Genomic DNA, 21,870 nt, shown 5'->3' with positions numbered 1-21,870 from the left:
CGCCGCAACTCCCTCCATTGCAGGAATCCTGGGAGGTAGGTGGTCATGACCACGAGTACGTTCGGCATCGAGGAAGAATACTTTCTCACCGATCTGGCCAGCCGCTGCGTGGCGCAGCGCGGAGTCGAGGCCTTTGCCGTGTCCAGCCGCCGCGCCCTGGGCCCGTGCGTGACGCGAGAGATGTTCGCCGCGCAGTTCGAGGTAGTGACCCCGGTGCTCAGCAGACTCGACGAGGCGCGCGACTTCCTTGACCAGGCTCGTCGGACCATGGCCGATCTGGCCCGCGAGTTCGGTTGCGGCATCCTTGCTGCGGGTACGCATCCTCTGGGGCAATGGCGCAGCGTGCAGGCCACCAACATGGCCCGTTATCAGGCCATCTTCGACGACTACCGCATCGTTGCCAGCCGCAGCGTGCTGGCCGGCCTGCACGTGCATGTCGGGGTGCCGGAAGGCATCGACCGCATTCGCCTGATGAACCGGCTGACGCCCTGGTTGCCGCTGTTGCTGGGGCTGAGCGCGTCCTCACCATTCTGGGACGGTCGCCCCTCTGGCCTGATGAGCTATCGCCAGGCCGTCTGTGACGAGTGGCCGCGCATGGGCATTCCCGACCACTTTCGCGATGACGCCGAGTACCAGCGCTACCTGAAGGTGATGACCGATACCGACTGCATCGGCTCGGCGGTCAATCTGTGGTGGAACATCCGCCCGTCATTGCGCTTTCCGACCCTGGAGCTGCGTATCGCCGACGCCTGCCCGAAACTGCAGGACGCCCTGTGCATTGCCGGGTTGTTTCGCGCCATGCTCGGCCATGCGCTGGATACCCCGCACCTTGAATGGTTCGATGACCCGCTGACGCGCATTCTCACCCTGGAAAATCGCTGGCGCGCCAAACGTCGCGGCCTGCGCGGCCTGTTCATCGAGCCGCGCAGCCACAGCACCTTGCCGTTCCGTGCCTGGCTGGATCAGGTTCTAACCTGCATAGCCGGGCATATCGCCCCCGAGGATCGCTGGATCATGGCGCACGCGCGCCAGCTGGCGCGTATCGGTGGCAGCGCAGAAGCCCAGCTTGGCCTCTATCGCCGTGCCCGTAGCGGCGGCGCCGATCATCGTGCTGCCGTCTACCAGGTGGTCGACCGGCTGGTGCAGCAAACATCCATGCAGAACATCCCGCAAATAGCCTGAACATCTGCACAGCAGCGATTTCGGAATAGGGACATGCCTTATTCCGGGAGAAGCCTCATGCAAGCATTGACCTACCACGGCAGTCACGACGTGCGGGTGGAGCGGGTGCCCGATCCGGTTATCGAGCAACCGGACGACATCATTCTGCGGGTTACCGCCACGGCGATCTGTGGCTCCGATCTGCACCTGTATCGCGGCAAGATTCCGCAGGTGAAGGATGGCGACATCTTCGGCCACGAGTTCATGGGTGTGGTCGAGGAAGTCGGCCCGCAGGTCACAGCTGTGAGCAAGGGCGACCGGGTCATCGTGCCTTTCGTCATCGCCTGCGGTGACTGCTTCTTCTGCCAGATGGACCTGCATGCGGCCTGCGAAACCACCAACCCGGGGCGCGGCGCGATTCTCAACAAGAAGCAGATTCCGCCAGGCGCGGCGCTGTTCGGCTACAGCCAGCTGTACGGTGGTGTTCCGGGCGGACAGGCGGAACTGGTGCGAGTGCCCAAGGCCAATACCGGTCCGTTCAAGGTGCCGGACGTGCTCGATGACGAGCAGGTGCTGTTTCTCACCGACATCCTGCCTACCGGCTATCAGGCCGCGGTCAATGCCGGAGTCGGTCCGGGCAGTCGCGTGGCGATCTATGGCGCCGGCCCGGTCGGGCTGATGAGTGCAGCCTGTGCGCGCATGCTCGGTGCCGAGCAGATCTTCATGGTCGATCACCACGATTATCGTCTGGACTACGCCCGGCAGACCTACGGCGTGATACCGATCAACTTCGACAAGGTCGATGACCCGGCCAGCGCCATCATCGAACAGACGCCGGGCTACCGTGGCGTGGATGCGGTGATCGATGCGGTGGGTTTCGAAGCCAAGGGCAGCCTTACCGAAACCGTACTGACCACGCTGAAGCTGGAAGCCAGCAGCGGCGTGGCACTGCGCCAGTGCATCGCAGCGGTTCGCCGGGGCGGCACGGTCAGCGTGCCGGGTGTCTATGCCGGTTTCATCCACGGCTTTCTGTTCGGCGATGCGTTCGACAAGGGGCTGACCTTCAAGATGGGCCAGACCCACGTCCATCCGCTGCTGCCCAGGCTGCTGGAGCACATTCAGAGCGGCGACCTCGATCCGCAAATCATCATCAGCCACCGCATGCCGCTGGCCGAGGCGGCTGAAGGCTATCGCCTGTTCGACTCGCGGCGCGAGCAGTGCCGCAAGGTGATTCTGCGGCCCTGAAACGGGCCACTGGACCGATTCTCTGAACCTTTGGCGCCAGCGAGGCTTTCTAAATCTCACGGGCGCCGCAATCGGCATTCGTCATGCAACCATCAGGAGGAAACGCCATGTCACTGACCCAAAATGTCCCTCGCCTGGAGCGGGCCATCTCGCTCGCCACCGGCGCCACTGCCATTGTCGCCGGTGTCTGCCAGGGCGGCACCTCGGGTGTACTCAAGGCCCTTGGCGGTGCTGCGCTGCTGCAGCGCGGGCTGAGCGGACACTGCGTGGTCAAGGGGCTGATCAGCGACCCCAAGACCGAGCTGGAAAGCCTGCGCGAGCGTGTGGCCGAGCTGCGTGCAGCGCTGCCGCGCCTGCAGAAGGAAATGGATGCCTTGAAGGGGCGCGAGGACAACCGTCTGGACCATGCCGTAGAGGAAACCTTCCCGGCCAGCGATCCGATTTCGCCTTGAGCCGAATGTCCGCACGATGGCGCCTGTACGCCGTCGTCGGACGTGTTCCTTACCGTTCGAAGGAGGTATGCCATGAAAGACTCCATCTCAGGTGTCAATCCGGAACCAGTCGATGAGCAGGCGCTGGACTTCAGCGATGACGAAGACAGCCTGGGTACGGGTGAGCCCTCGCTGCAGCAGACTGCGCGGCCATCTTCCAGCGGCGACGACGAGATCGGCCTGACTGGCGCTGCGACGCTCGGTGAAAGCGAGCACGAGGACAACGTCAGTCTCGATGACCTGAGCCCGGACACCCTGATCGACGACAGTGGTGCGCGTTCGCCGCTCGAGCGCGGCGATGACGGTGCCAACGATGAGGAACTCAGCGTGGTGGACGAAACCCAGGTCGGTGGCGGCTTCGGCCTGGACGAAGCAGAGTTGGCACGCTCGGCGCCGCTCGACGGCAAGCCTTGGACCGACGAGGTCGTACCCGGCGACGAGGAGGGCGAGCCATGAGCACATCGACCTGCGCCTGTGCGCATTGCAATTGTCCGGTCGAGTCGCGGGAGTGGCTGCACCAGACCCCCGGCCAGGATCTGCTGTACTGCTGCGAGGCCTGTCTGCTGCACCATCCCAAGGGAATGGTGCAGTGCCAGAGCGCTGGCTGCGATTGCGGCGAGCGTGTGGAGCGTGAGCGCGAGCAGGTCTCCTAGGACTTGCGCAGCGCCTGCAGCAATTCATCCTTGCGCATGCGGGAGCGCCCGGCGATATCCCGCTTGCGCGCCAGTTCCGTCAACTCGGCCTTGTTCATCGATTCCAGTCGCTGACCAGGGCGAGGCGTGCCTTGTCGCGTCGCTGCCGCTCGCCGTGCCGAGGATTTGCGCGCAGCCTCCTTGCTCGCCGCGCTGGTCTTCTGCCCGGAGCCTCCGGCCTTGTCGCCACCACCGGACTGCTTGTTGACCGTGGCCCAGGCGCGCGCCTCAGCTTCTTCCGGCGCTACGCCACGCTCCTTGTAACTGTCCTCGATGTGCTCGGCCTTGCGTTTCTGCTTGGCGCTGTACTTGTCTTTGCTGCCGCGGGGCATGAGCGTTCTCCCGGTTCGCCACGAGCCGGATTGCCCCTGGCGCATAACTGAAGTGAATGCGTCAGGGCCTGTTTGTTCCCGCTTTCGGATAACCGGAGGCGAACCTCTTCGTCTGTTCGTCGCTCAGAAGGAAAGCGCTTCAGGAGATTGAACGAAGATGGACATACTCGAGCGAATTCTCGCGACGCTGGTGCAGGAGTTCTCCGACCTTGGCCAGGTGGAGCACATCACCCGTGCCACGCTGCGCCTGCTCCTGGCGATGTTCCTCGGCGGCCTGCTGGGATACGAGCGCGAAGTCATGGGCAAGGCTGCCGGAATGCGTACACACATGCTGGTGTGCGTTGGCGCAGCGGTCTTCGTCATGGCACTGGAGCAGGACGGCGCCGAACCCGATGCCATGAGCCGCGTGATCCAGGGCATTGCCGCCGGCGTCGGGTTTCTCGGCGCCGGCACCATCCTCAAGGGTCAGAACATTTCCGATGTAAAGGGCCTGACCACCGCAGCCGGGCTGTGGGCCTCGGCCGCCATCGGCGTGGCCGTCGGTCTCGGGCGCGAGGCCACTGCCGTGCTGTCCACGGTGATCGTACTGGTGGTACTGCACCTGATGCCGATGGTGGTTGATCCAGGCACCCGGATCAAACCGGACGACCAATCGGACGAAAAGCCGGGCGATTAACAATAGTTCGCCAGCCCGTTGAACGGGCAAAAACTGCCTGAACTTTTCCTGCCGCGTCCGCCTCGGATTTTCTGACAGGTACAGCGCCCCAGCACGCTGTCGCAGACCTGCCCGCGAACCCCTTCAAACACGTCTGCCAGGCGTAGAGGAGCCAGGAAAGATGCCGTCCCCGCAGCATGCCGACCAGACCGTGAATCACGCCATCGCCCAGCCACGACTGGCCATCGAAGCTGTACAGCCGACCGTGGAAGGCGGCCGTTTCGCCAGCAAGTGCCTGTGCGGCCGGCCGCTGCCAATCAGCGCCGTGATCTTCAGCGATGGCCACGAACAGCTGGCCGCCGATCTGCTGTGGCGCGCCAATGGCGAGGCATCCTGGCAGCGCGTGCCGATGCAGGCGCTGGGCAATGATCACTGGAGCGCAGAGCTGCGCATCGATCAGCAGGGGCGCGGCGAATTCGCCATCGAGGCCTGGCTGGACGTTTATGCCAGCTACCGTCAGGAGCTGGTGAAGAAGCTCGGTGCCAGTGTGCCGGTGGAGCTTGAGTTGCAGGAGGGGGCGCAGCTGGTTCGGCGCATCGCCGCCCAGGCGCCGCTGGAATTGCGCGCCGAGCTGGCTGCGCTGATCGAGCGCATGGAGGCCGCGCAATCGCAGGCCGAACGCGAGGCGGTGCTGATCGACCCATCTGTCAACGAACTGATGCGCCGCGCCGAATATCGGCCGCACCTGCTGCGTACACCGAACTATCCACTGGATGTCGAGCGCCAGTTGGCCGAGTTCGCCAGCTGGTACGAACTGTTTCCCCGCTCGCTGGGCGATGAACGCCGTCACGGCTCCTTCACCGACGTGCAGGCGCGCATTCCCGAAATCGCCGGGATGGGCTTCGACGTGCTGTATTTCCCGCCCATTCATCCGATCGGGAGCACCCACCGCAAGGGGCCGAACAACAGCCTCAAGGCCGGCCCGGACGACCCCGGTAGCCCCTATGCCATCGGCAGCGAGGAGGGCGGTCACGAGGCCGTGCATCCGCAGCTTGGCAGCCTCGAGGACTTTCGCCAGTTGGTACGCGTGGCGCATGAACATGGTCTGGAAGTGGCACTGGATTTCGCCGTGCAGTGCTCGCCCGACCACCCCTGGCTCAGGCAGCATCCCGGCTGGTTCAGCTGGCGCCCGGATGGCAGCATCCGCCATGCCGAGAACCCGCCGAAGAAGTACGAGGACATCGTCAACGTCGATTTCTACGCCGAAGCGGCCATGCCCGATCTGTGGCTGGCGCTGCGTGACGTTGTGCTGGGCTGGGTGGAGCAGGGCGTGACACTGTTTCGCGTCGACAACCCGCACACCAAACCGATGCCGTTCTGGGAATGGCTGATCGCCGACGTGCGGGAACGCCACCCCGAGGTGATCTTCCTCGCCGAGGCCTTCACCCGGCCGGCGATGATGGCGCGCCTGGGCAAGCTCGGCTTCAGCCAGAGCTACACCTACTTCACCTGGCGCAACACCAAGGCCGAGCTGCAGAGCTACCTGAGCGAACTGAACCAGGCGCCCTGGCGCGATTGTTACCGGCCGAACTTCTTCGTCAATACGCCGGACATCAATCCCTATTTCCTGCAGCGCAGCGGTCGCCCGGGATTCCTTATCCGCGCCGCGCTGGCGACCATGGGCTCCGGGCTGTGGGGCATGTATTCGGGCTTCGAGCTGTGCGAAGCCGAACCGGTTCCGGGCAAGGAGGAGTATTTCGATTCGGAGAAGTACCAGCTGCGCCCGCGCAACTACCAGGCGCCCGGCAACATCAACGCCGAGATCACCCGGCTCAACCAGATTCGCCGCGAGAACCCGGCGCTGCAGACCCATCTGGGCTTTCAGGCCTACACCGCGTGGAACGACAACATCCTCTATTTCGGCAAGCGCACCGCGGACCTCTCCAACTTCATCCTGATTGCCGTCAGCCTCGATCCGCACAACGCCCAGGAAGCGCACTTCGAGTTGCCGCTGTGGGAACTGGGCCTGCCCGACGATGCCGATCTGGCAGGTGAAGACCTGATGAACGGCCACCGCTGGATCTGGCACGGCAAGGTGCAGTGGATGCGTATCGAACCCTGGCACCTGCCTTTCGGCATCTGGCGAATCCAGACCGTCCGCTGAACAAGGGAGTAGCACCATGGCCAAGCGCAGCGCCGGCAAGACCTTCCTCAACGATCCGCAGTGGTACAAGGACGCGGTGATCTACCAGGTTCACGTGAAGTCCTTCTTCGACGCCAACAACGATGGCATCGGCGACTTCCAGGGGCTGATCGACAAGCTCGATTACATCGCCGCGCTCGGCGTGAATACGCTCTGGCTGCTGCCGTTCTACCCGTCGCCACGCCGCGACGACGGCTACGACATCGCCAAGTACAACGACGTCCACCCCGACTACGGCTCGCTGAGCGACGCCCGGCGTTTCATTGCCGAGGCGCACCGGCGCGGCCTGCGCGTGATCACCGAACTGGTGATCAACCACACCTCGGACCAGCACCCCTGGTTCCAGCGCGCGCGCCGGGCGAAGAAGGGCTCCAAGGCACGCGACTATTACGTCTGGTCCGACAGCGACGAGAAATACGCCGGCACGCGGATCATCTTCATCGACAGCGAGAAGTCCAACTGGACCTGGGACGCGGTAGCCGGGCAGTACTTCTGGCACCGCTTCTACTCGCACCAGCCGGACCTCAACTTCGACAACCCCAAGGTGCTCGAAGCCGTGCTCGGGGTGATGCGCTTCTGGCTCGACATGGGTGTCGACGGCCTGCGTCTGGACGCCATCCCCTACCTGATCGAGCGCGACGGCACCAGCAGCGAGAACCTGCCGGAGACCCACGCGGTGCTCAAGCGCATCCGCGCCGAACTGGATGCGCGCTATCCGGATCGCCTGCTGCTGGCCGAGGCCAACCAGTGGCCGGAGGACACCCGCCCGTACTTCGGTGAGGACGACGAATGCCACATGGCCTTCCACTTTCCTCTGATGCCGCGCATGTACATGGCCATCGCCCAGGAAGACCGCTTCCCGATCACCGACATCCTGCGTCAGACGCCGGAAATTCCGCCCAATTGCCAGTGGGCGATCTTCCTGCGCAACCACGATGAGCTGACCCTGGAGATGGTCACCGACGACGAGCGCGACTATCTGTGGAACTACTACGCGGCTGACAGCCGTGCCCGCATCAACCTGGGCATTCGCCGGCGTCTGGCACCGCTGGTAGGGCGCGACCGACGGCGCATCGAGCTGCTCAACAGCCTGCTGCTGTCGATGCCCGGCACGCCGACGCTGTACTACGGCGACGAGATCGGCATGGGCGACAACATTTACCTCGGCGACCGTGACGGTGTACGCACGCCGATGCAGTGGTCGATGGACCGCAACGGCGGATTCTCCCGCGCCGACCCGGCCAGCCTGGTGCTGCCGCCGATCATGGACCCGCTGTACGGCTACCAGACCATCAATGTCGAGGCGCAGGCGCGTGATCCGCATTCGCTGCTCAACTGGACGCGGCGCATGCTTGCCATCCGCAACCAGCACAAGGCTTTCGGCCGCGGCTCGCTGACGATGCTGGCACCGAGCAACCGGCGCATCCTCGCCTACCTGCGCATGTATCGGGGCGAGGATGGCAGCGATCAGCAGATTCTCTGCGTGGCCAATCTGTCCAGCGCGGCCCAGGCCGTCGAGCTGGAACTGGCCGACTACCATGACCGGGTTCCGGTGGAGATGATCGGCGGCGCCTCGTTCCCGCCCATCGGCCAGCTTACCTACCTGCTGACGCTGCCGCCGTATGGCTTCTACTGGTTCTATCTGGCCGATGCCTCGCAGATGCCCAGCTGGCACCTGAAACCGGTGGATCGCATGCCGGAGCTGCAGACCCTGGTACTCGGTCGTGCCCTGACTGAAGTGATGGACGGGCGCGCGCGGCAGACCCTGGAGCGCGAATCGCTGCCACTGTATCTGGCCAAGCGGCGCTGGTTCGCCGGCGGCCAGCGGCCATCCGCCGGTGTCAGCCTGCTCTATGTCATGCCGTTGTCCGAGGCTGCCGATGCGCCGCTGCTGGCGGAGGTTGAGGTATCCGGCGAAGGCGGGGCCGAGCATTACCGCCTGCCCCTGGCAGCGGTGCCGACACAGGCTGCCGGCAACGATCTGCCACAGCAGCTGGCCCTGGCCCGGCTGCGGCGCGGGCGTCATGTCGAACTGCTGACCGATGCTTTCAGTCTGCCGCAGTTCAGTCAGCAGGCCCTTCGCCTGCTGCGTCAGCAGGCAGTTCTGCGCAGTGACGGCGGCGAGCTGCAGTTCCGCGCCGAGCCGACGCTGGTTGAGCTCGAAGGCCTCGACGAGAACGATTTCAAGCTGCTGTCGGCCGAACAGTCCAACAGCTCGGCGCTGATCGGTGACCAGCTCTTGTTGAAACTCCTGCGTCGCGGCTTTCCGGGTATCCACCCGGAAGTGGAGATGGGGCGCTTCCTCACCGATCAGGGTTACGCCCATATCGCGCCTTTCCTCGGAGAGGTGGTGCGCATCGATCCCGAGGGGCAGTCGCATACCTTGATGGTGGTCCAGCGCTTTCTCGACAACCAGGGTGATGCCTGGCAGTGGACGCTCAACACCCTCGACCGCGCCATTCGTGACGCGCTGTGCGGCGGTTCGGCCAGCTCCGGGGGCGATCCACTGGCCGAGCTGGAAGTATTCTGCGGCGTGTTGGGCAAGCGGCTCGGCGAGATGCACAGCGTTCTGGCCCGTCCGCTGGAGAACCCTGACTTCGGCTACCGCTTGAGCAGCGAGCGAGACAGTACGCACTGGAGCGAATCGATCGGTGATCAGCTGCGCCACGCCCTGCATGCCCTGAGCCAATGCCGTGGCCAGCTGGCCGCGACGGCAGCCGAGCAGACCGACTGGCTGCTGGCACGTCAGCAAGCGCTGCTCGAGGCTGTCGCCCGGCTGGCCACGCAGGCCGCTGGCGGGCTGCGTATCCGCGTACACGGCGATCTGCACCTGGGCCAGGTTCTGGTGGTGCAGGGCGATGCCTACATCATCGACTTCGAAGGTGAGCCCAGTCGCACCCTGGAGGAGCGCCGCATGCATCACAGTCCGTTCAAGGACGTGGCCGGCATGCTGCGCTCCTTTGCCTACGCCGCCGCCGTGGCACAACGCAATGCCGCCGGACTTGAGGCAGCGCGCGATGCCCAGCAGGTGGTGCAGGAGGTGGTGGCGCGTTACCGCGAGCAGGCCCGCGGCGCCTTCCTCGATGCATACCGTGTGGCCGCCAGCGAACTGCCCCACGAATGGCGCGAACGCGACGGCGAGGGCGCGGCGCTGCTGCTTTTCTGCGTGGAAAAGGCCGCCTACGAAATTCTCTACGAGACGGGCCACCGCCCCGACTGGATCGATGTCCCGTTGCAGGGGCTGGTGGACCTCGCTCAACAATTACCTGGAGTACGAACTTGAATCAGAACAGAGTGCAGCGCCTGCAGCGGGCCGAGGATGGCGATCCATTCAGCTTTCTCGGCCCGCATGCGCAGGGCGACGAGACCCTGGTGCGGGTCTGGCTGCCTGGCGCCGATGCCGTGGACCTGCTGGCCAGCGATGGCTCGGCGCTGGGGCGCATGCAGCGCAGCGACCCGGAGGGACTGTTCGAGCTGCGATTGCCCCAGCTGCAGCGTTACCGCCTGCGCATTCACTGGCCGGGCAGCGTGCAGGAGACGGAAGACCCCTATGCCTTCGGCCCGCTGCTGGGCGACACCGACCTTTACCTGTTCGCCGAGGGTAACCACCGGCAGCTGTGGCGCTGTCTGGGCGCCGCACCGGTGGAACACGAGGGTGTGCCGGGCGTGCGCTTCGCCGTATGGGCGCCCAACGCGCGGCGGGTTTCGGTGGTCGGTGGTTTCAACAGCTGGGATGGCCGCCGTCATCCCATGCGCCTGCGCTACCCGGCAGGCGTGTGGGAGCTGTTCATTCCACGGCTGCAACCAGGTGAATGCTACAAGTACGAAATCCTCGGGCCGCACGGCCTGTTGCCGCTGCGCGCCGACCCCATGGCGCAGTCGACAGAGATGCCGCCGGCGACCGCCTCAAGGGTGCCACAGGCTGAGGTCTTCGCCTGGCAGGACCAACAGTGGATGAGCGAGCGTGAGCAGCGTCAGGCCCCCCAGGCACCGCTGGCGATCTACGAGCTGCATGCCGGTTCATGGCAGTGGGCCGGTGACCAGGCGCCGGACTGGGACGAATTGGGGGACCGGCTGATTCCCTACGTGCAGGACCTGGGTTTCACCCATATCGAGCTGATGCCGATCATGGAGCATCCGTTCGGCGGTTCCTGGGGCTACCAGCCGCTGTCGATGTTTGCACCCACTGCACGTTTCGGCAGCCCGCAGCGTTTCGCCGCCTTTGTCGACCGTTGCCACCGCGCAGGCATTGGCGTGATTCTCGACTGGGTGCCCGGGCACTTTCCCAACGATGCCCACGGTCTGGCCGAGTTCGACGGCACCGCACTGTACGAGTACGCGCACCCGTTCGAGGGTTTTCACCCGGACTGGAACACCTGCATCTACAACCTCGGGCGCACCGAAGTACACGGCTTCATGCTGGCCAGCGCGTTGTACTGGCTGAACGAGTACCACATCGACGGCCTGCGCGTGGATGCGGTGGCGTCGATGCTCTACCGCGACTATTCGCGCGAAGCGGGGCAGTGGATTCCCAACCGTCACGGCGGGCGCGAGAACCTCGAGGCCATCGAGTTTCTCCAGCACCTCAACGAGGTGGTACGCAGCGAAGTACCCGGGGCGCTGGTGATCGCTGAGGAATCCACCGCCTGGCCCGGGGTCAGCCGCCCGGTACAGCAGGGCGGCCTGGGCTTCAGCCACAAGTGGAACATGGGCTGGATGAACGACAGCCTGAGCTACATCCAGCAGGACCCGCTGTACCGCCAGCATCATCACCACCAGATCACCTTCGGCCTGCATTACGCCTTCTCCGAGCGTTTCATCCTGCCGATCTCCCATGACGAGGTGGTGCATGGCAAGCGCTCGCTGCTCGGGCGCATGCCTGGCGATCGCTGGCAGCAGTTCGCCAACCTGCGCCTGTTCCTCGCGCTGATGTGGAGTCACCCGGGCAAGAAGCTGCTGTTCATGGGCTGTGAGTTCGGCCAGTGGCGCGAGTGGAACCACGATCAGCAGCTGGACTGGTACCTGCTGCAGTACCCGGAGCATGCCGCCGCCCAGGCGCTGGTGCGCGAGTTGAATCGTCTGTACCGCGAGGAACCGGCGTTGCACCGCCTCGACGATCAGGACAGCGGCTTCCAATGGCTGATCGGCGACGATGCGCGCAACAGCGTATTCGCCTGGCTGCGCAAGGGCGGCGAGGGCAGTTCACCGCTGCTGGTGGTGCACAACTTCACTCCGCAGGTGCTCGATGGCTACCGCATCGGCGTGCCAGCCGCAGGGCGCTGGCAGGTGCTGCTCAATACCGACGAAGGTCGCTGGGGCGGTTCGGGTGCCGGCACTCGGGGTGAGCTGCACAGCGAGCAGATGGCCGCGCATGGCCAGTCCGACTCGTTGAATCTGCAATTGCCGCCGCTCGCAACGCTGATCCTGCGCCTGGCGGATTGACCAGAGGGGAGCAGGGCGCGGCGATTCAGGAGTAGCGCACCAGATGGTGCGGGTAGTCGCCTACCCGTGCTCCTATCACCATCTCGCTGACCCAGTCGATCAGGATGCGTGTGTAGGCTTGCTGGTGGCGGTCCTCGCTGAGCCCATGGTCGGCACCGGCCATGGTGCGGTGGGTCAGCGAGTGAGCCTTGTCGAAGGCGTTTCGGTAGCTCATCAGCGTGGTGTGCGGGACGAAATCGTCATGCTCGGATTCCACCAGCAGCACGTCGCCGCGAAATTCCGAGCAGGCGCCCAGCGCCATGTTGTCCTGCGCACGCAGCGGCCTGCGGCGGTACTCCCCCAGCCGGGCAACGTCCAGTTGGCGTTTGGGCAGCTGCCACTGTTCGTCCCAGTACAGTGCCGGTACCCGCAGGGCCAGCCAGCGTACCGGCCGACGCACGCTGAGCAGGGTGGCCAGGTAGCCGCCGTAACTGGTACCGATAACCGCGATGCACTCGGGGTCGACCGCGTCATGCGCGGCGAGCAGATCGTAGGCGGCGAGAATGTCGGCGAGGTTGTGCTCGCGCGACACGCGCTCCTGCGCTTCTATGTTGCGTTCGTGCCCGCGCAGGTCGAAGGTCAGGCACACGCAGCCCAGTCCGGCGATACCACGGGCTCGTGCCAGGTCACGTTGCTGGCTGCCGCCCCAGCCGTGTACGAAGAGCACCCCGGGAACCTTGTTTGGCGGGGTCAGCAGGGTGCCGGCGATATGCTGGTCATCCACCAGAATGTCCAGGTCCTGGCTGCAGGCGGTCATGAGTGGCCCACCTTGACGTACTTGGCCAATGGGCCGTCCTCGCTGTCCTGTCCCTGATACAGGCAGACGGCGCCTGCTGGCGGAGACACATCCCCATAGTATTCATGGGTCGACGCCTGCAGCGTTTGCAGCTGCGGGTCGTTGATGAACGCCTCCAGGGCGAAGATTTCCGCGGCACTGGCACCGCCGACGCGCCAGGACTGTTCCAGCACGCCGCTACGCGACAGCCCGCGCGCATTCAGCCCCTGAGCTACGTCATAGTTGCGCCGCGAGGCCCGGATCGAGGGATACACCTCCAGCGCCGCCAGCTCGAAAATGCGCGCCTGCTGCACGGCCAGACGTACGCTGCGCGGCAGGTCGAGCGTCATCAGCGCCAGGTAGTCGCCGCGCACCAGCGTCAGGCGCGAGCCCCCATAGACCTGGTTACCATGGCCGTCGTCGGTCAGTTGCTGGGTACCGTGGTAGCTCAGGGTTATGTCCGCCACACGAATCTGCCCGACGCTATAGGTGCTGGGCTGCTGCAGGTCCTCTTCCAGTACCAGTCCCTGCTGCTCCACGCGCTGCGCATCGAGCTCCGCCAATGCACGCTCCAGTTCATCGGGCGAACGCACCACCTGCTGGCCGCGGCCACCGGTACCGTCCACCGGTTTCAGGCGAACCGGGCCTTCGCGCAACAGCCGTTGACCGGCCTCGGTCGCGTCCTGCAGATCAAACACGCTGTAACCTTGTAGGGTGATGCTCTCGATTTGTCGGGCGAAACGTTCGGACCAACCCGCGGGGAGATGTCGGGGCGCTTCCAGAGCAGGGTGACTTATCGCCTTGGTGGCAAGAAAGGCGTGTTCGACCTGCCCGCCGAAGAAATCATCCGGCCCGTCGATGCCCAGCGAGCTGACATCGCCGACCAGGGTGTCCTCGGGCAGGAAATAGTGGTGGCCGCGAACCTCGCTGCCCGGCTGGCAGGGGCCGAGGAAGGGGCAGCCAAGCAGAGCGGCCAGCTTCTCGCCAAGCTGGCGTTGCACCATGCGCTCATGGGCCATGTGCTGAGCGCTGCCTGGCAGCAGAAACAGGCCGTCGTAGGTAGCCATCAGCGTTCCCGCCAGGTGCCGCCGGCACTTTCGCAGTCGATGCGCACCTGCTTGAGATCGCCCGCCTGGTAGTAATGGGTGACCACCTTGGCATCGTTGGGCACGGCGGGGCGCGCTTCCCGCTCGTCATCGTCGCCGGAGCGGTAGTTGGTCAGGGTTTCCTGGGTCAGCGCCGCTTCGCAGCTGCCCAGCTTGGACTCGGCGCAACTGGCCACCTTGCGTTGTTCGCTGTTGATCATGTCGCCGGTTTCATTATGACACGACCAGTCGATCGCGCCCTTGTCCATGCCGGTGAACTCGTAACAGAACTCCTGTTCAACTTCCTGTATGGCCTCGCTGGAGGCGCTGGCACTGACGTAGCAGGCCTCGGCCAGTGCGTCGCCTGCCGCTAGCGCGCCGACCAGAAGGCCGGGAATGATGGCTCGCATGATGATCTCCTCGACGTTGCCGTTCATGAGTTGTGAGAGGAGCCGCGAAGTCGAAGTTCAGGCTTTTTGATCAGCGGGCGCAGGGCAGAAAAACCCTGAACTCATCGCCATCGCCAAGGCCCCAAAGAAAAGGCCGAACGTCGCTTCGGCTGTCATCAACGCGACGCGCGCGTGAGGGGACGATATGAGCGAATCGCACAGCGAGACCGAGAGTGCCGTAGCACGCTTCAAGGCGGCCATCCTGGCCAAGCTGCGCTATGCCGTGGGCAAGGACCCGAGTACCGCCTACGACCACGACTGGTTCGAGGCGCTAGCCCTGGCCACTCGCGATCACATGATCGATCGCTGGGAAGAGTCCTCCGCGCAGGTCGAGCGTCAGGGCGCCAAGCGTATCTATTACCTGTCTCTGGAATTTCTCATCGGCCGCCTGCTGGTGGACAACCTGAGCAATCTCGGCTTGCTCGATGTGGCCCGCCAGGCCATGGCCGAGCTCGGTGTCGAGCTTGAACGCATCCGCGAGATCGAGCCGGATGCGGCACTGGGCAACGGCGGCCTCGGGCGCCTGGCAGCCTGCTTCATGGAGAGCATGTCGACCCTGCGCCTGGCCGCGCATGGCTACGGCATCCGTTATGAACATGGTCTGTTCCGCCAGGCGATCATCGACGGCTGGCAGGCCGAGCAGACCGAAACCTGGCTGGACTTCGGCAATCCCTGGGAGTTCGAGCGTCCCGAGGTGGCCTATCGCATCGGCTTCGGCGGCGGCGTGATGAGCCTCGACGACGGTACGGGCACCGCGCGGCAACTGTGGCAGCCGCAGGAGAGCGTACGCGCCATCGCCTACGACACGCCGGTGGTAGGCTGGCGTGGTGCTTCGGTCAACACCCTGCGGCTGTGGCGCGCGCGCGCCGAGGAAAACCTGCAGCTGGACCGCTTCAATGCCGGCGATCACTTTGGCGCGGTGGCCGGCGAAGTCCGCGCCGAGAGCATCTCGCGTGTGCTCTATCCGGCCGACGATACCGAGGCGGGTCAGGAGCTGCGCCTGCGCCAGGAGTACTTTCTGGTTTCCGCCTCGCTGCAGGATCTGATCGAGCGCCACCTGCGTTTGCATCAGGACCTGCAAAGCCTGCCGCAGCACGTGGCGATCCAGCTCAACGACACTCACCCGGCCATCGCCGTGGTCGAGCTGATGCGTCTGCTGGTGGACGAGCATCGCATGCCCTGGGCGCAGGCCTGGCAGCTGACGGTGGCGACTACCGCCTACACCAACCACACGCTCCTGCCGGAAGCGCTGGAGTCCTGGCCGGTGGCGCTGATGGAGCGTCTGCTGCCTCGCCACCTGCAGATCATCTATCTGCTCAACGCCGAGCATATCGATGCGCTGCGCGCCAAGGACATTCACGACTTTCGCCTGCTGCGCGCGGTATCGCTGATCGAGGAGGACCATGGCCGGCGCGTGCGCATGGGCAACCTGGCCTTTCTCGGCGCACACAGCATCAACGGGGTTTCCGCACTGCATACGCGGCTGATGCGCGACACGGTGTTCCGCGACCTGCACAGGCTGTACCCCGACCGGGTCAACAACAAGACCAATGGCGTGACCTTCCGCCGCTGGCTGTTTCAGGTCAATCCGGGGCTGACCCACCTGCTCGTCGATGCTCTCGGCGAGCCCGTGCTGCAACGGCCCGAGGCCCATCTGAAGGCGTTGGAGCCCTACGCCGAGCGCGCGGACTTTCGCGACGAGTACGCCTTGTGCCGCCAGCGCAACAAGGAGGTTCTGGCCGAGCGGGTGCGGCAACTGCTGGGCATCCACCTCGACACCACGGCCATCTTCGACGTTCACGTCAAACGCATCCACGAGTACAAGCGCCAGTTGCTCAACCTGCTGCACACCGTGGCGTTGTACCAGGCCATCCGCAACGATCCGACCACCGACTGGGTGCCGCGGGTGAAGATCTTCGCCGGCAAGGCGGCAGCCAGCTATCACCAGGCCAAGCTGATCATCAAGCTGGCCAACGACATCAGCCGCACCATCAATGGCGATCCCACCGTACGCGGGCTGCTCAAGGTGGTGTTCATTCCCAACTACAACGTCAGCCTGGCCGAAACCATCATTCCCGCCGCCGATCTCTCCGAGCAGATCTCCACGGCCGGGCTGGAAGCCTCCGGCACCAGCAACATGAAGTTCGCTCTCAATGGCGCGCTGACCATTGGCACGCTGGACGGCGCCAATGTGGAAATGTGCGAGCAGATCGGCGAGGAGCACATGTTCATCTTCGGCATGAATGCCCAGCAGGTTGCTGCGCGACAACGTCTGGGGCTGCAGATGGGCGATGTGGTAGCCGGCTCGGAGCGCCTGGGCGCAGCCCTGGGCGCCATCCGCGCGGGGGTGTTCTCACCGGACGATCCCGCGCGTTACGTGGGCCTGGTGGATGCTCTGCTGTACGACGACCGCTTCATGGTCTGCGCCGATTTCGATGCCTACTGGAAGGCGCAACGCCTGGTCGATCAGCGCTGGCAGCGGCCGGAACAGTGGTGGCGTTCGGCGGTGCTGAACACCGCTCGGATGGGCTGGTTCTCTTCCGATCGCACCATCGCCGAATACGCCCGCGACATCTGGCAGGTGCCGCTGCCGCCGCGTGAAGGGGACTGAGCGCCTCACCCCCTCCTCGTGTTCATTCGAAGCGACCCGAAAGGACGCTCAGCGCTGAACTCGGTGCGCCGGGGTGGGGCTGCCTTTCTTCGGATGCAGGATGCGGGTGACCTGCACGTCGGTGAACTCGCTGGGCCATTCGAAGGTATGCAGGGCACTCAGGTAGAAACGCGCCTGATCAGGCGTGAGCTGCTCACGATCCGATTCGACTTCGACGCTGTGTGGCTGGTTGTGCAGGATGTAGCTGATCAGATGCAGTGGTTTGGCCATGGTGTGCCTCCGTTTTTGCCGAGTGATATGCAGTGGACCCACGCAACTCGCTTGGGAGTTCCCGCCATCCGCCGGGTGGCTCGCCTGACGCCAGGCCGAGCCTCCGTTTGGCTCAGATCAGGCGCCATGGACGGTTCGATGCGGCTCCGGTTCGGCTGCCTGCTGACCCTTCTTGCGCAGGGTTTTCGCGCGTTTTTCCAGCACCAGGTAGGCGATACTGGCCACCAGCAGCGGTAGCAGGTAGTAGAGCACGCGATAGGCGAGCAGGGCGGCGATCAGGCTGGCCTGGCTGTACTGGTGCTGCAGCAGGGCGAGAAACACCGTCTCCAGTACACCCAGCCCGGCGGGGATATGTGCCACCACAGCGGCGATGCAGCTGATCAGCAGCACGCCGAGTACCGAGGTGTAGGCCGCGCCTTCCGGCAGCAGCCAGTAGATCAGTGCCGCCATCAGTGCCCAGTTGCTGGCTCCCAGACACAGCTGCATCAGCGCCATTCGCAACGAGGGCAGGGTGATGGCCCGGTCACGAAAGTGCCATACGCGTTGCGTGGCGAAAGCGCAGACACCGATATAGGCGCTGACCACGCCCAGCAACGCAAAACCCACCAGCTGCAGGCCCGTGACGCCAAGGCCCCAGCTCTCGGGCAAGTGCACCAGACGCAGGGAGAAAATCACCCCGGCCAGCGCCATGTAGCCAGTCCAGTTGGTAAGGAGACTGAGGCTGAGAATGCGCGTTACCGTCGAGGCGCCCAGACCCAGGCGCATGTAAAGCCGGTACCGCATCGCTACGCCGCCTATCCAGGTGGTGAAGTTCAGGTTGAAGGCATAGCAGACCATGGCCACCGGCATGACCTGACGCGCCGGCAGGTGGTGGCGGCTGTACTTGCGGCCAAGCAGGTCATAGCAGCTGAATGCCAGATAGCTGGCGCAGGTGATCAGAAAACCCACCAGCAGCGTCCGGGTGCTGTAATCACTGAGAGACTGACGTACCTCGCCCCAGTCCAGATTGCGCGCCAGCATGTACAGCAACGCTGGCACCGCCAGGAGGAAAAACAGCGTCAGCGCGCGTTTGCCCCAACGCATCCAGGGGTTGTTCTGTGCACTGTTCATCCGGTTTTTTCCTCTTCATAACCGCTGGCCTTGTCGGCTGGTTCCAGCGGTTTCAGTTTCTTGCGGTGCGCCGGCAGCCAGCCGGCGATGGCCGGAAAGCGGCGCAGGAAGTGAAAGCACACGAATACCAGTGGCGCACGCCACCAGTAGCCGCGTATCACCCTTTCGAGTTCGATGCGTTTGCAGTGCTCGGCAGACAGCGCGAGCAAATGGTCGTGGAGGTACTGGTTGAAGTCGCGGTCGTGAATCACCAGGTTGGCTTCCAGATTCAGTGCCAGGCTCAGCGGGTCCAGATTGCTCGAACCCACGGTGGACCATTCCTCGTCAACCAGTGCCACCTTGCCGTGCAGCGGCCGCTGGCAGTACTCGTAGATCACCACGCCGTCGCGCAGCAGGTAGTTGTAGAGCAGGCGCGAGAAGGCCTGGACCCAGCGCATGTCCGGTTGTCCCTGAAGAATCAGGGTGACCCGCACGCCGCGCCGTGCCGCATTGCGCAAGGCGCGCAGCACCCGGTAGCCGGGGAAGAAATAGGCGTTGGCCACCACCAGGCGCTTTCGTGCCGACTCGAAGGCACGCAGGTGTTCGTCTTCGATGTCGGTGGTATGGCGCTCGTTGTCGCGTTCCAGCAGCATCACCCGCGCGTCGCCCACTGGCTGTTTCGACGGCTGCGCCGGGCTCGGTTCGCTGAGGGCAGGGCGCAGCAGACGCAGCATGGCCACGTGCAGATCGCTGACGATCGGGCCAATCACTTCGACGGCATAATCCTGCTTGGCCATCTCGCCGAAATCGCCGAGATGGTCGGCCGAATAGTTGATACCGCCGACGAAGGCACGCTCGCCGTCGATCACCACCAGCTTGCGGTGCAGGCGACGAAACAGGTTGGTGCGCATGCCGAAGCGCCTGGGGCTCGGATCGAAAACGTGGATCTTCACTCCTTCTCGGGTCAGGGCCGTGACGTATTCGTGCTGCAGGTCGGCAGTACCGTAGCCGTCCACGGCGATGACGATGCGTACTCCGCGCCGTGCGGCTTCAATCAGCACCTCCTGCAGTTCGAGGCCGACCTTGTCTTCACGGATGATGAAGGTTTCCAGCAGCACTTCGACGCGCGCCGCGCGGATGCATTCGAAAACCCTCGGGTAGTAGTCTTCGCCATTGATCAGCAGGCGCAGCTGGTTGCCGTCTCTCCATATACCGCTCACAGGTGAACCTCCGCTGCCAGTGGCGCGTGATCCGACAGATGCGACCACGGCCGGGTGGACAACACTTGCGGTTGGTGTGCCGCTGCGTTGCGGGTGTAGATGCGATCCAGGCGCAGTAGCGGCATGCGTGCCGGAAAACTGCGCGCGGGCTTGCCGTGACGATGCTCGAAGGCTTCGCGCAGGCCATGCGGAGCCAGTTGCCGGTCCGCCTGCAGGCGCCAGTCGTTGAAATCACCCGCCACGATGACTGGCGCGCCGGGATCGAAGGTCGCCAGCAGATCGAGCAGCAAGCCGATCTGCTGACGTCGATGCGCCTCGCGCAGACCGAGGTGCACGCACACCGCATGCACGGCATCGTGCCCCGGCACGTCCAGCCGGCAATGCAGCAGGCCGCGCTGCTCGGTGCCGCTGACCGTCACGTCGAGGTTGTGATGTTCGAGGATGGGAAAGCGCGAAAGCAGGGCGTTGCCGTGGTGACCGTGCGGGTACACGGCATTGCGCCCGTAGGCGAACTGCGGCCACATGCTGTCGGCGAGAAATTCGTATTGCGGCACGCTTGGCCAGTCATGGAAGCGCCTGGCGTGCTGGGCATGGCTGCCGAGCACCTCCTGGAGGAACACCAGGTCGGCCCCGGTGGACTGCACGGCGCTGCGCAGCTCCGGCAGGATGAAGCGGCGATTGAGGGCGGTGAAGCCCTTGTGCGTGTTGATCGTCAGCACGCGCAGGCACTTGACCGGGGTCACACGGTCGATGATCACCTCCGGCTGGGCAATGGTGTTGTTCATGTCCGACGGCACTCGTTCACAGGCTGGCAGGCTTCTTCGAGCGTGACTCGCCGAGCGGGTCGGCCTCTGCTATGGCGCGGTCGAGAATCGCTTCGCCGTGCACCTGCTCTTCGCTGCCGTGGCCGGCGTCGTTCTTCGCCGGCTGCAGTTGCACCTTGATCCAGCCGCTGTCACGTCGGTCGAAGGCCTTGAAGGCCTCGATGGCGTCGCTCATGGGTTTGACCTGGGTGAGGATCTTCGCCGGATCGATACGCCCGGCCTGGACCATCTCGATCAGTTCCGGGATATAGCGGCGGTGGTTGCAGTTGCCCATGTTGACGCTGAGGTTCTTGTTCATCGCCTGGCCGATGGGAAACTCACGCGCCTGTTGCGGATATACACCGATGATGCCAAGCGTGCCGGCCTTGGCCAGGGCATCGACAGCCCACTGCAGAGCCTGCTCGGGAGCATCACCCGGCTGCCATTCGTGGCCTTCGGGTTGGCGCGGCGAGTGACCGTGGGCAGGGCACTGCGCATCGACGCCCACGGCACCGATGGCGCGGTCCACACCGATGCCATCGGTCAGCCGGCGCAGGGTTTCGACCGGATCTTCACGATCGAAATTGATCACCTCGGCACCCTGGCGCCGGGCCATGTCGAGGCGGTCGTCGAGGTGATCGATGGCAAATACGCGCGCAGCACCCAGCAGCTTGGCGCTGGCGATGGCGAATTGACCGACCGGGCCGGCGCCGAAGACGGCCACGGTGTCGCCGCTGCCGACTTCGGCCAGCTTAGCGCCGAAATATCCGGTGGGGAAGATATCGGAGAGCAGGATGGCCTGGTCGTCGCTGATTTCGCTGGGCAGTTTCACCAGGCCGATATTGGCGAAGGGAATACGCGCCATCTCGGCCTGCAGGCCGTGGAAGGCGCCGGTGATTTCAGGGCCGCCGTAAAAGGAGGTGCCGGCCTGCTTGCCGTTGGGGTTGGCCTCGTCGCATTGGGCATAGTAGCCGGCGCGGCAGTAGCTACAGTTGCCGCAGGCGATGGTGGAGGGCACCACCACGCGATCGCCGATGTTCAGGTTGCGCACATCGCTGCCCAGCGCCTCGACGATACCCACGGCCTCGTGACCGAGGATGGTGCCCTTACGCATGCCGCCGACGGTGCCCCGTACAAAATGCAGGTCGGTGCCGCAGATGGCCGATGCGGTAATGCGAATGACCGCATCGGTACTCGCCTGTACCTCGGGTTCCGGCACATCCTCGAGGCGGATGTCGCCGATGTCGTGAAATACCACTGCCTTCATGAGTGTCTCCCGTTGTCGGTCAGATGCCGGCGCGCATGGAT

Annotated in this window: 19 protein-coding genes; 10 read left to right on the top strand and 9 right to left on the bottom strand. The window is 64.6% G+C overall.

What is annotated here, in order from left to right:
- Positions 1 to 45: 45 nt before the first annotated feature.
- The 5 genes from OEG79_RS10860 (at position 46) to OEG79_RS10840 (ending at position 3,550) form a co-directional block, all read left to right on the top strand.
- On the top strand, positions 46 to 1,182 hold the full coding sequence (locus OEG79_RS10860) for a carboxylate-amine ligase (protein ID WP_264145043.1): 1,137 nt from the start codon (positions 46 to 48) through the stop codon (positions 1,180 to 1,182).
- Between the two features lie 57 nt (positions 1,183 to 1,239).
- A complete protein-coding gene (locus tag OEG79_RS10855; protein WP_264145042.1) occupies positions 1,240 to 2,406 on the top strand; it encodes a zinc-dependent alcohol dehydrogenase in 1,167 nt (388 codons plus the stop codon).
- A 107-nt stretch (positions 2,407 to 2,513) separates the two neighbouring features.
- Positions 2,514 to 2,858 carry a DUF2892 domain-containing protein gene (locus OEG79_RS10850; protein WP_264145041.1) on the top strand — a complete coding sequence of 115 codons (345 nt, stop codon included), beginning with the start codon at positions 2,514 to 2,516 and terminating at the stop codon, positions 2,856 to 2,858.
- 72 nt (positions 2,859 to 2,930) lie between these two features.
- Positions 2,931 to 3,353, top strand: a complete 423-nt coding sequence (locus OEG79_RS10845) for a hypothetical protein (protein WP_264145040.1) — start codon at positions 2,931 to 2,933, stop codon at positions 3,351 to 3,353.
- Complete coding sequence (locus OEG79_RS10840) at positions 3,350 to 3,550, top strand: metallothionein (protein WP_264145039.1); 201 nt, start codon at positions 3,350 to 3,352, stop codon at positions 3,548 to 3,550. Before OEG79_RS10845 ends, OEG79_RS10840 begins: the two co-directional genes overlap by 4 nt.
- On the opposite strand, the gene OEG79_RS10835 is transcribed toward OEG79_RS10840, so the two are convergent.
- Positions 3,547 to 3,921, bottom strand: coding sequence for a Rho termination factor N-terminal domain-containing protein (locus OEG79_RS10835; RefSeq protein WP_264145038.1), 375 nt, complete (start codon positions 3,919 to 3,921; stop codon positions 3,547 to 3,549). The genes OEG79_RS10840 and OEG79_RS10835 overlap by 4 nt on opposite strands.
- Positions 3,922 to 4,078: 157 nt before the next feature.
- Here OEG79_RS10835 and OEG79_RS10830 point away from each other — a divergent pair, with 157 nt between their 5' ends.
- The 4 genes from OEG79_RS10830 (at position 4,079) to glgB (ending at position 12,221) form a co-directional block, all read left to right on the top strand.
- On the top strand, positions 4,079 to 4,597 hold the full coding sequence (locus OEG79_RS10830) for an MgtC/SapB family protein (RefSeq protein ID WP_264145037.1): 519 nt from the start codon (positions 4,079 to 4,081) through the stop codon (positions 4,595 to 4,597).
- A gap of 160 nt (positions 4,598 to 4,757) precedes the next feature.
- Entirely contained in the window at positions 4,758 to 6,740 is a 1,983-nt protein-coding gene (locus tag OEG79_RS10825; protein WP_264145036.1) for an alpha-1,4-glucan--maltose-1-phosphate maltosyltransferase, read from the top strand.
- A 16-nt stretch (positions 6,741 to 6,756) separates the two neighbouring features.
- Entirely contained in the window at positions 6,757 to 10,062 is a 3,306-nt protein-coding gene (gene treS / locus OEG79_RS10820) for a maltose alpha-D-glucosyltransferase (protein ID WP_264145035.1), read from the top strand.
- The gene (gene glgB, locus OEG79_RS10815; RefSeq protein ID WP_264145034.1) at positions 10,059 to 12,221 is read left to right on the top strand and encodes a 1,4-alpha-glucan branching protein GlgB; all 2,163 of its coding nucleotides are present in this window, start codon (positions 10,059 to 10,061) and stop codon (positions 12,219 to 12,221) included. Before treS ends, glgB begins: the two co-directional genes overlap by 4 nt.
- 25 nt (positions 12,222 to 12,246) lie before the next feature.
- Here glgB and OEG79_RS10810 read toward each other — a convergent pair whose 3' ends face one another.
- Genes OEG79_RS10810 through OEG79_RS10800 form a run of 3 tightly spaced genes read right to left on the bottom strand, consistent with a single transcriptional unit; the run spans position 12,247 to position 14,530 of the window.
- Positions 12,247 to 13,017, bottom strand: coding sequence for an alpha/beta hydrolase family protein (locus OEG79_RS10810; protein WP_264145033.1), 771 nt, complete (start codon positions 13,015 to 13,017; stop codon positions 12,247 to 12,249).
- The gene (locus OEG79_RS10805) at positions 13,014 to 14,102 is read right to left on the bottom strand and encodes a DUF3182 family protein (protein WP_264145032.1); all 1,089 of its coding nucleotides are present in this window, start codon (positions 14,100 to 14,102) and stop codon (positions 13,014 to 13,016) included. The genes OEG79_RS10810 and OEG79_RS10805 overlap by 4 nt, the downstream gene beginning before the upstream one ends.
- The gene (locus tag OEG79_RS10800) at positions 14,102 to 14,530 is read right to left on the bottom strand and encodes a hypothetical protein (RefSeq protein ID WP_264145031.1); all 429 of its coding nucleotides are present in this window, start codon (positions 14,528 to 14,530) and stop codon (positions 14,102 to 14,104) included. Before OEG79_RS10800 ends, OEG79_RS10805 begins: the two co-directional genes overlap by 1 nt.
- A 184-nt stretch (positions 14,531 to 14,714) precedes the next feature.
- On the opposite strand from OEG79_RS10800, the gene OEG79_RS10795 reads away from it, so the two are divergent.
- The gene (locus OEG79_RS10795) at positions 14,715 to 17,180 is read left to right on the top strand and encodes a glycogen/starch/alpha-glucan phosphorylase (RefSeq protein WP_264145030.1); all 2,466 of its coding nucleotides are present in this window, start codon (positions 14,715 to 14,717) and stop codon (positions 17,178 to 17,180) included.
- 48 nt (positions 17,181 to 17,228) lie between these two features.
- Here the strand turns inward: OEG79_RS10795 and OEG79_RS10790 are convergent, their stop codons facing one another.
- The 5 genes from OEG79_RS10790 to OEG79_RS10770 all read right to left on the bottom strand — a co-directional run bounded on the left by OEG79_RS10790 (position 17,229) and on the right by OEG79_RS10770 (position 21,829).
- Positions 17,229 to 17,450, bottom strand: a complete 222-nt coding sequence (locus tag OEG79_RS10790; protein ID WP_264145029.1) for a hypothetical protein — start codon at positions 17,448 to 17,450, stop codon at positions 17,229 to 17,231.
- Between the two features lie 117 nt (positions 17,451 to 17,567).
- A complete protein-coding gene (locus tag OEG79_RS10785) occupies positions 17,568 to 18,560 on the bottom strand; it encodes a lysylphosphatidylglycerol synthase domain-containing protein (protein ID WP_264145028.1) in 993 nt (330 codons plus the stop codon).
- Complete coding sequence (clsB, locus tag OEG79_RS10780; RefSeq protein ID WP_264145027.1) at positions 18,557 to 19,759, bottom strand: cardiolipin synthase ClsB; 1,203 nt, start codon at positions 19,757 to 19,759, stop codon at positions 18,557 to 18,559. The genes OEG79_RS10785 and clsB overlap by 4 nt, the downstream gene beginning before the upstream one ends.
- The gene (locus tag OEG79_RS10775) at positions 19,756 to 20,544 is read right to left on the bottom strand and encodes an endonuclease/exonuclease/phosphatase family protein (RefSeq protein ID WP_264145026.1); all 789 of its coding nucleotides are present in this window, start codon (positions 20,542 to 20,544) and stop codon (positions 19,756 to 19,758) included. Before OEG79_RS10775 ends, clsB begins: the two co-directional genes overlap by 4 nt.
- A 16-nt stretch (positions 20,545 to 20,560) precedes the next feature.
- On the bottom strand, positions 20,561 to 21,829 hold the full coding sequence (locus OEG79_RS10770) for a zinc-dependent alcohol dehydrogenase (RefSeq protein WP_264145025.1): 1,269 nt from the start codon (positions 21,827 to 21,829) through the stop codon (positions 20,561 to 20,563).
- Positions 21,830 to 21,870: the final 41 nt, after the last annotated feature.

This window comes from Pseudomonas sp. Z8(2022), assembly GCF_025837155.1.
In the GTDB taxonomy this organism is placed as follows: domain Bacteria; phylum Pseudomonadota; class Gammaproteobacteria; order Pseudomonadales; family Pseudomonadaceae; genus Aquipseudomonas.
The sequence above is the reverse complement of the archived record's forward strand: the minus strand, read 5'-3'. Positions and strand labels throughout refer to the sequence as shown.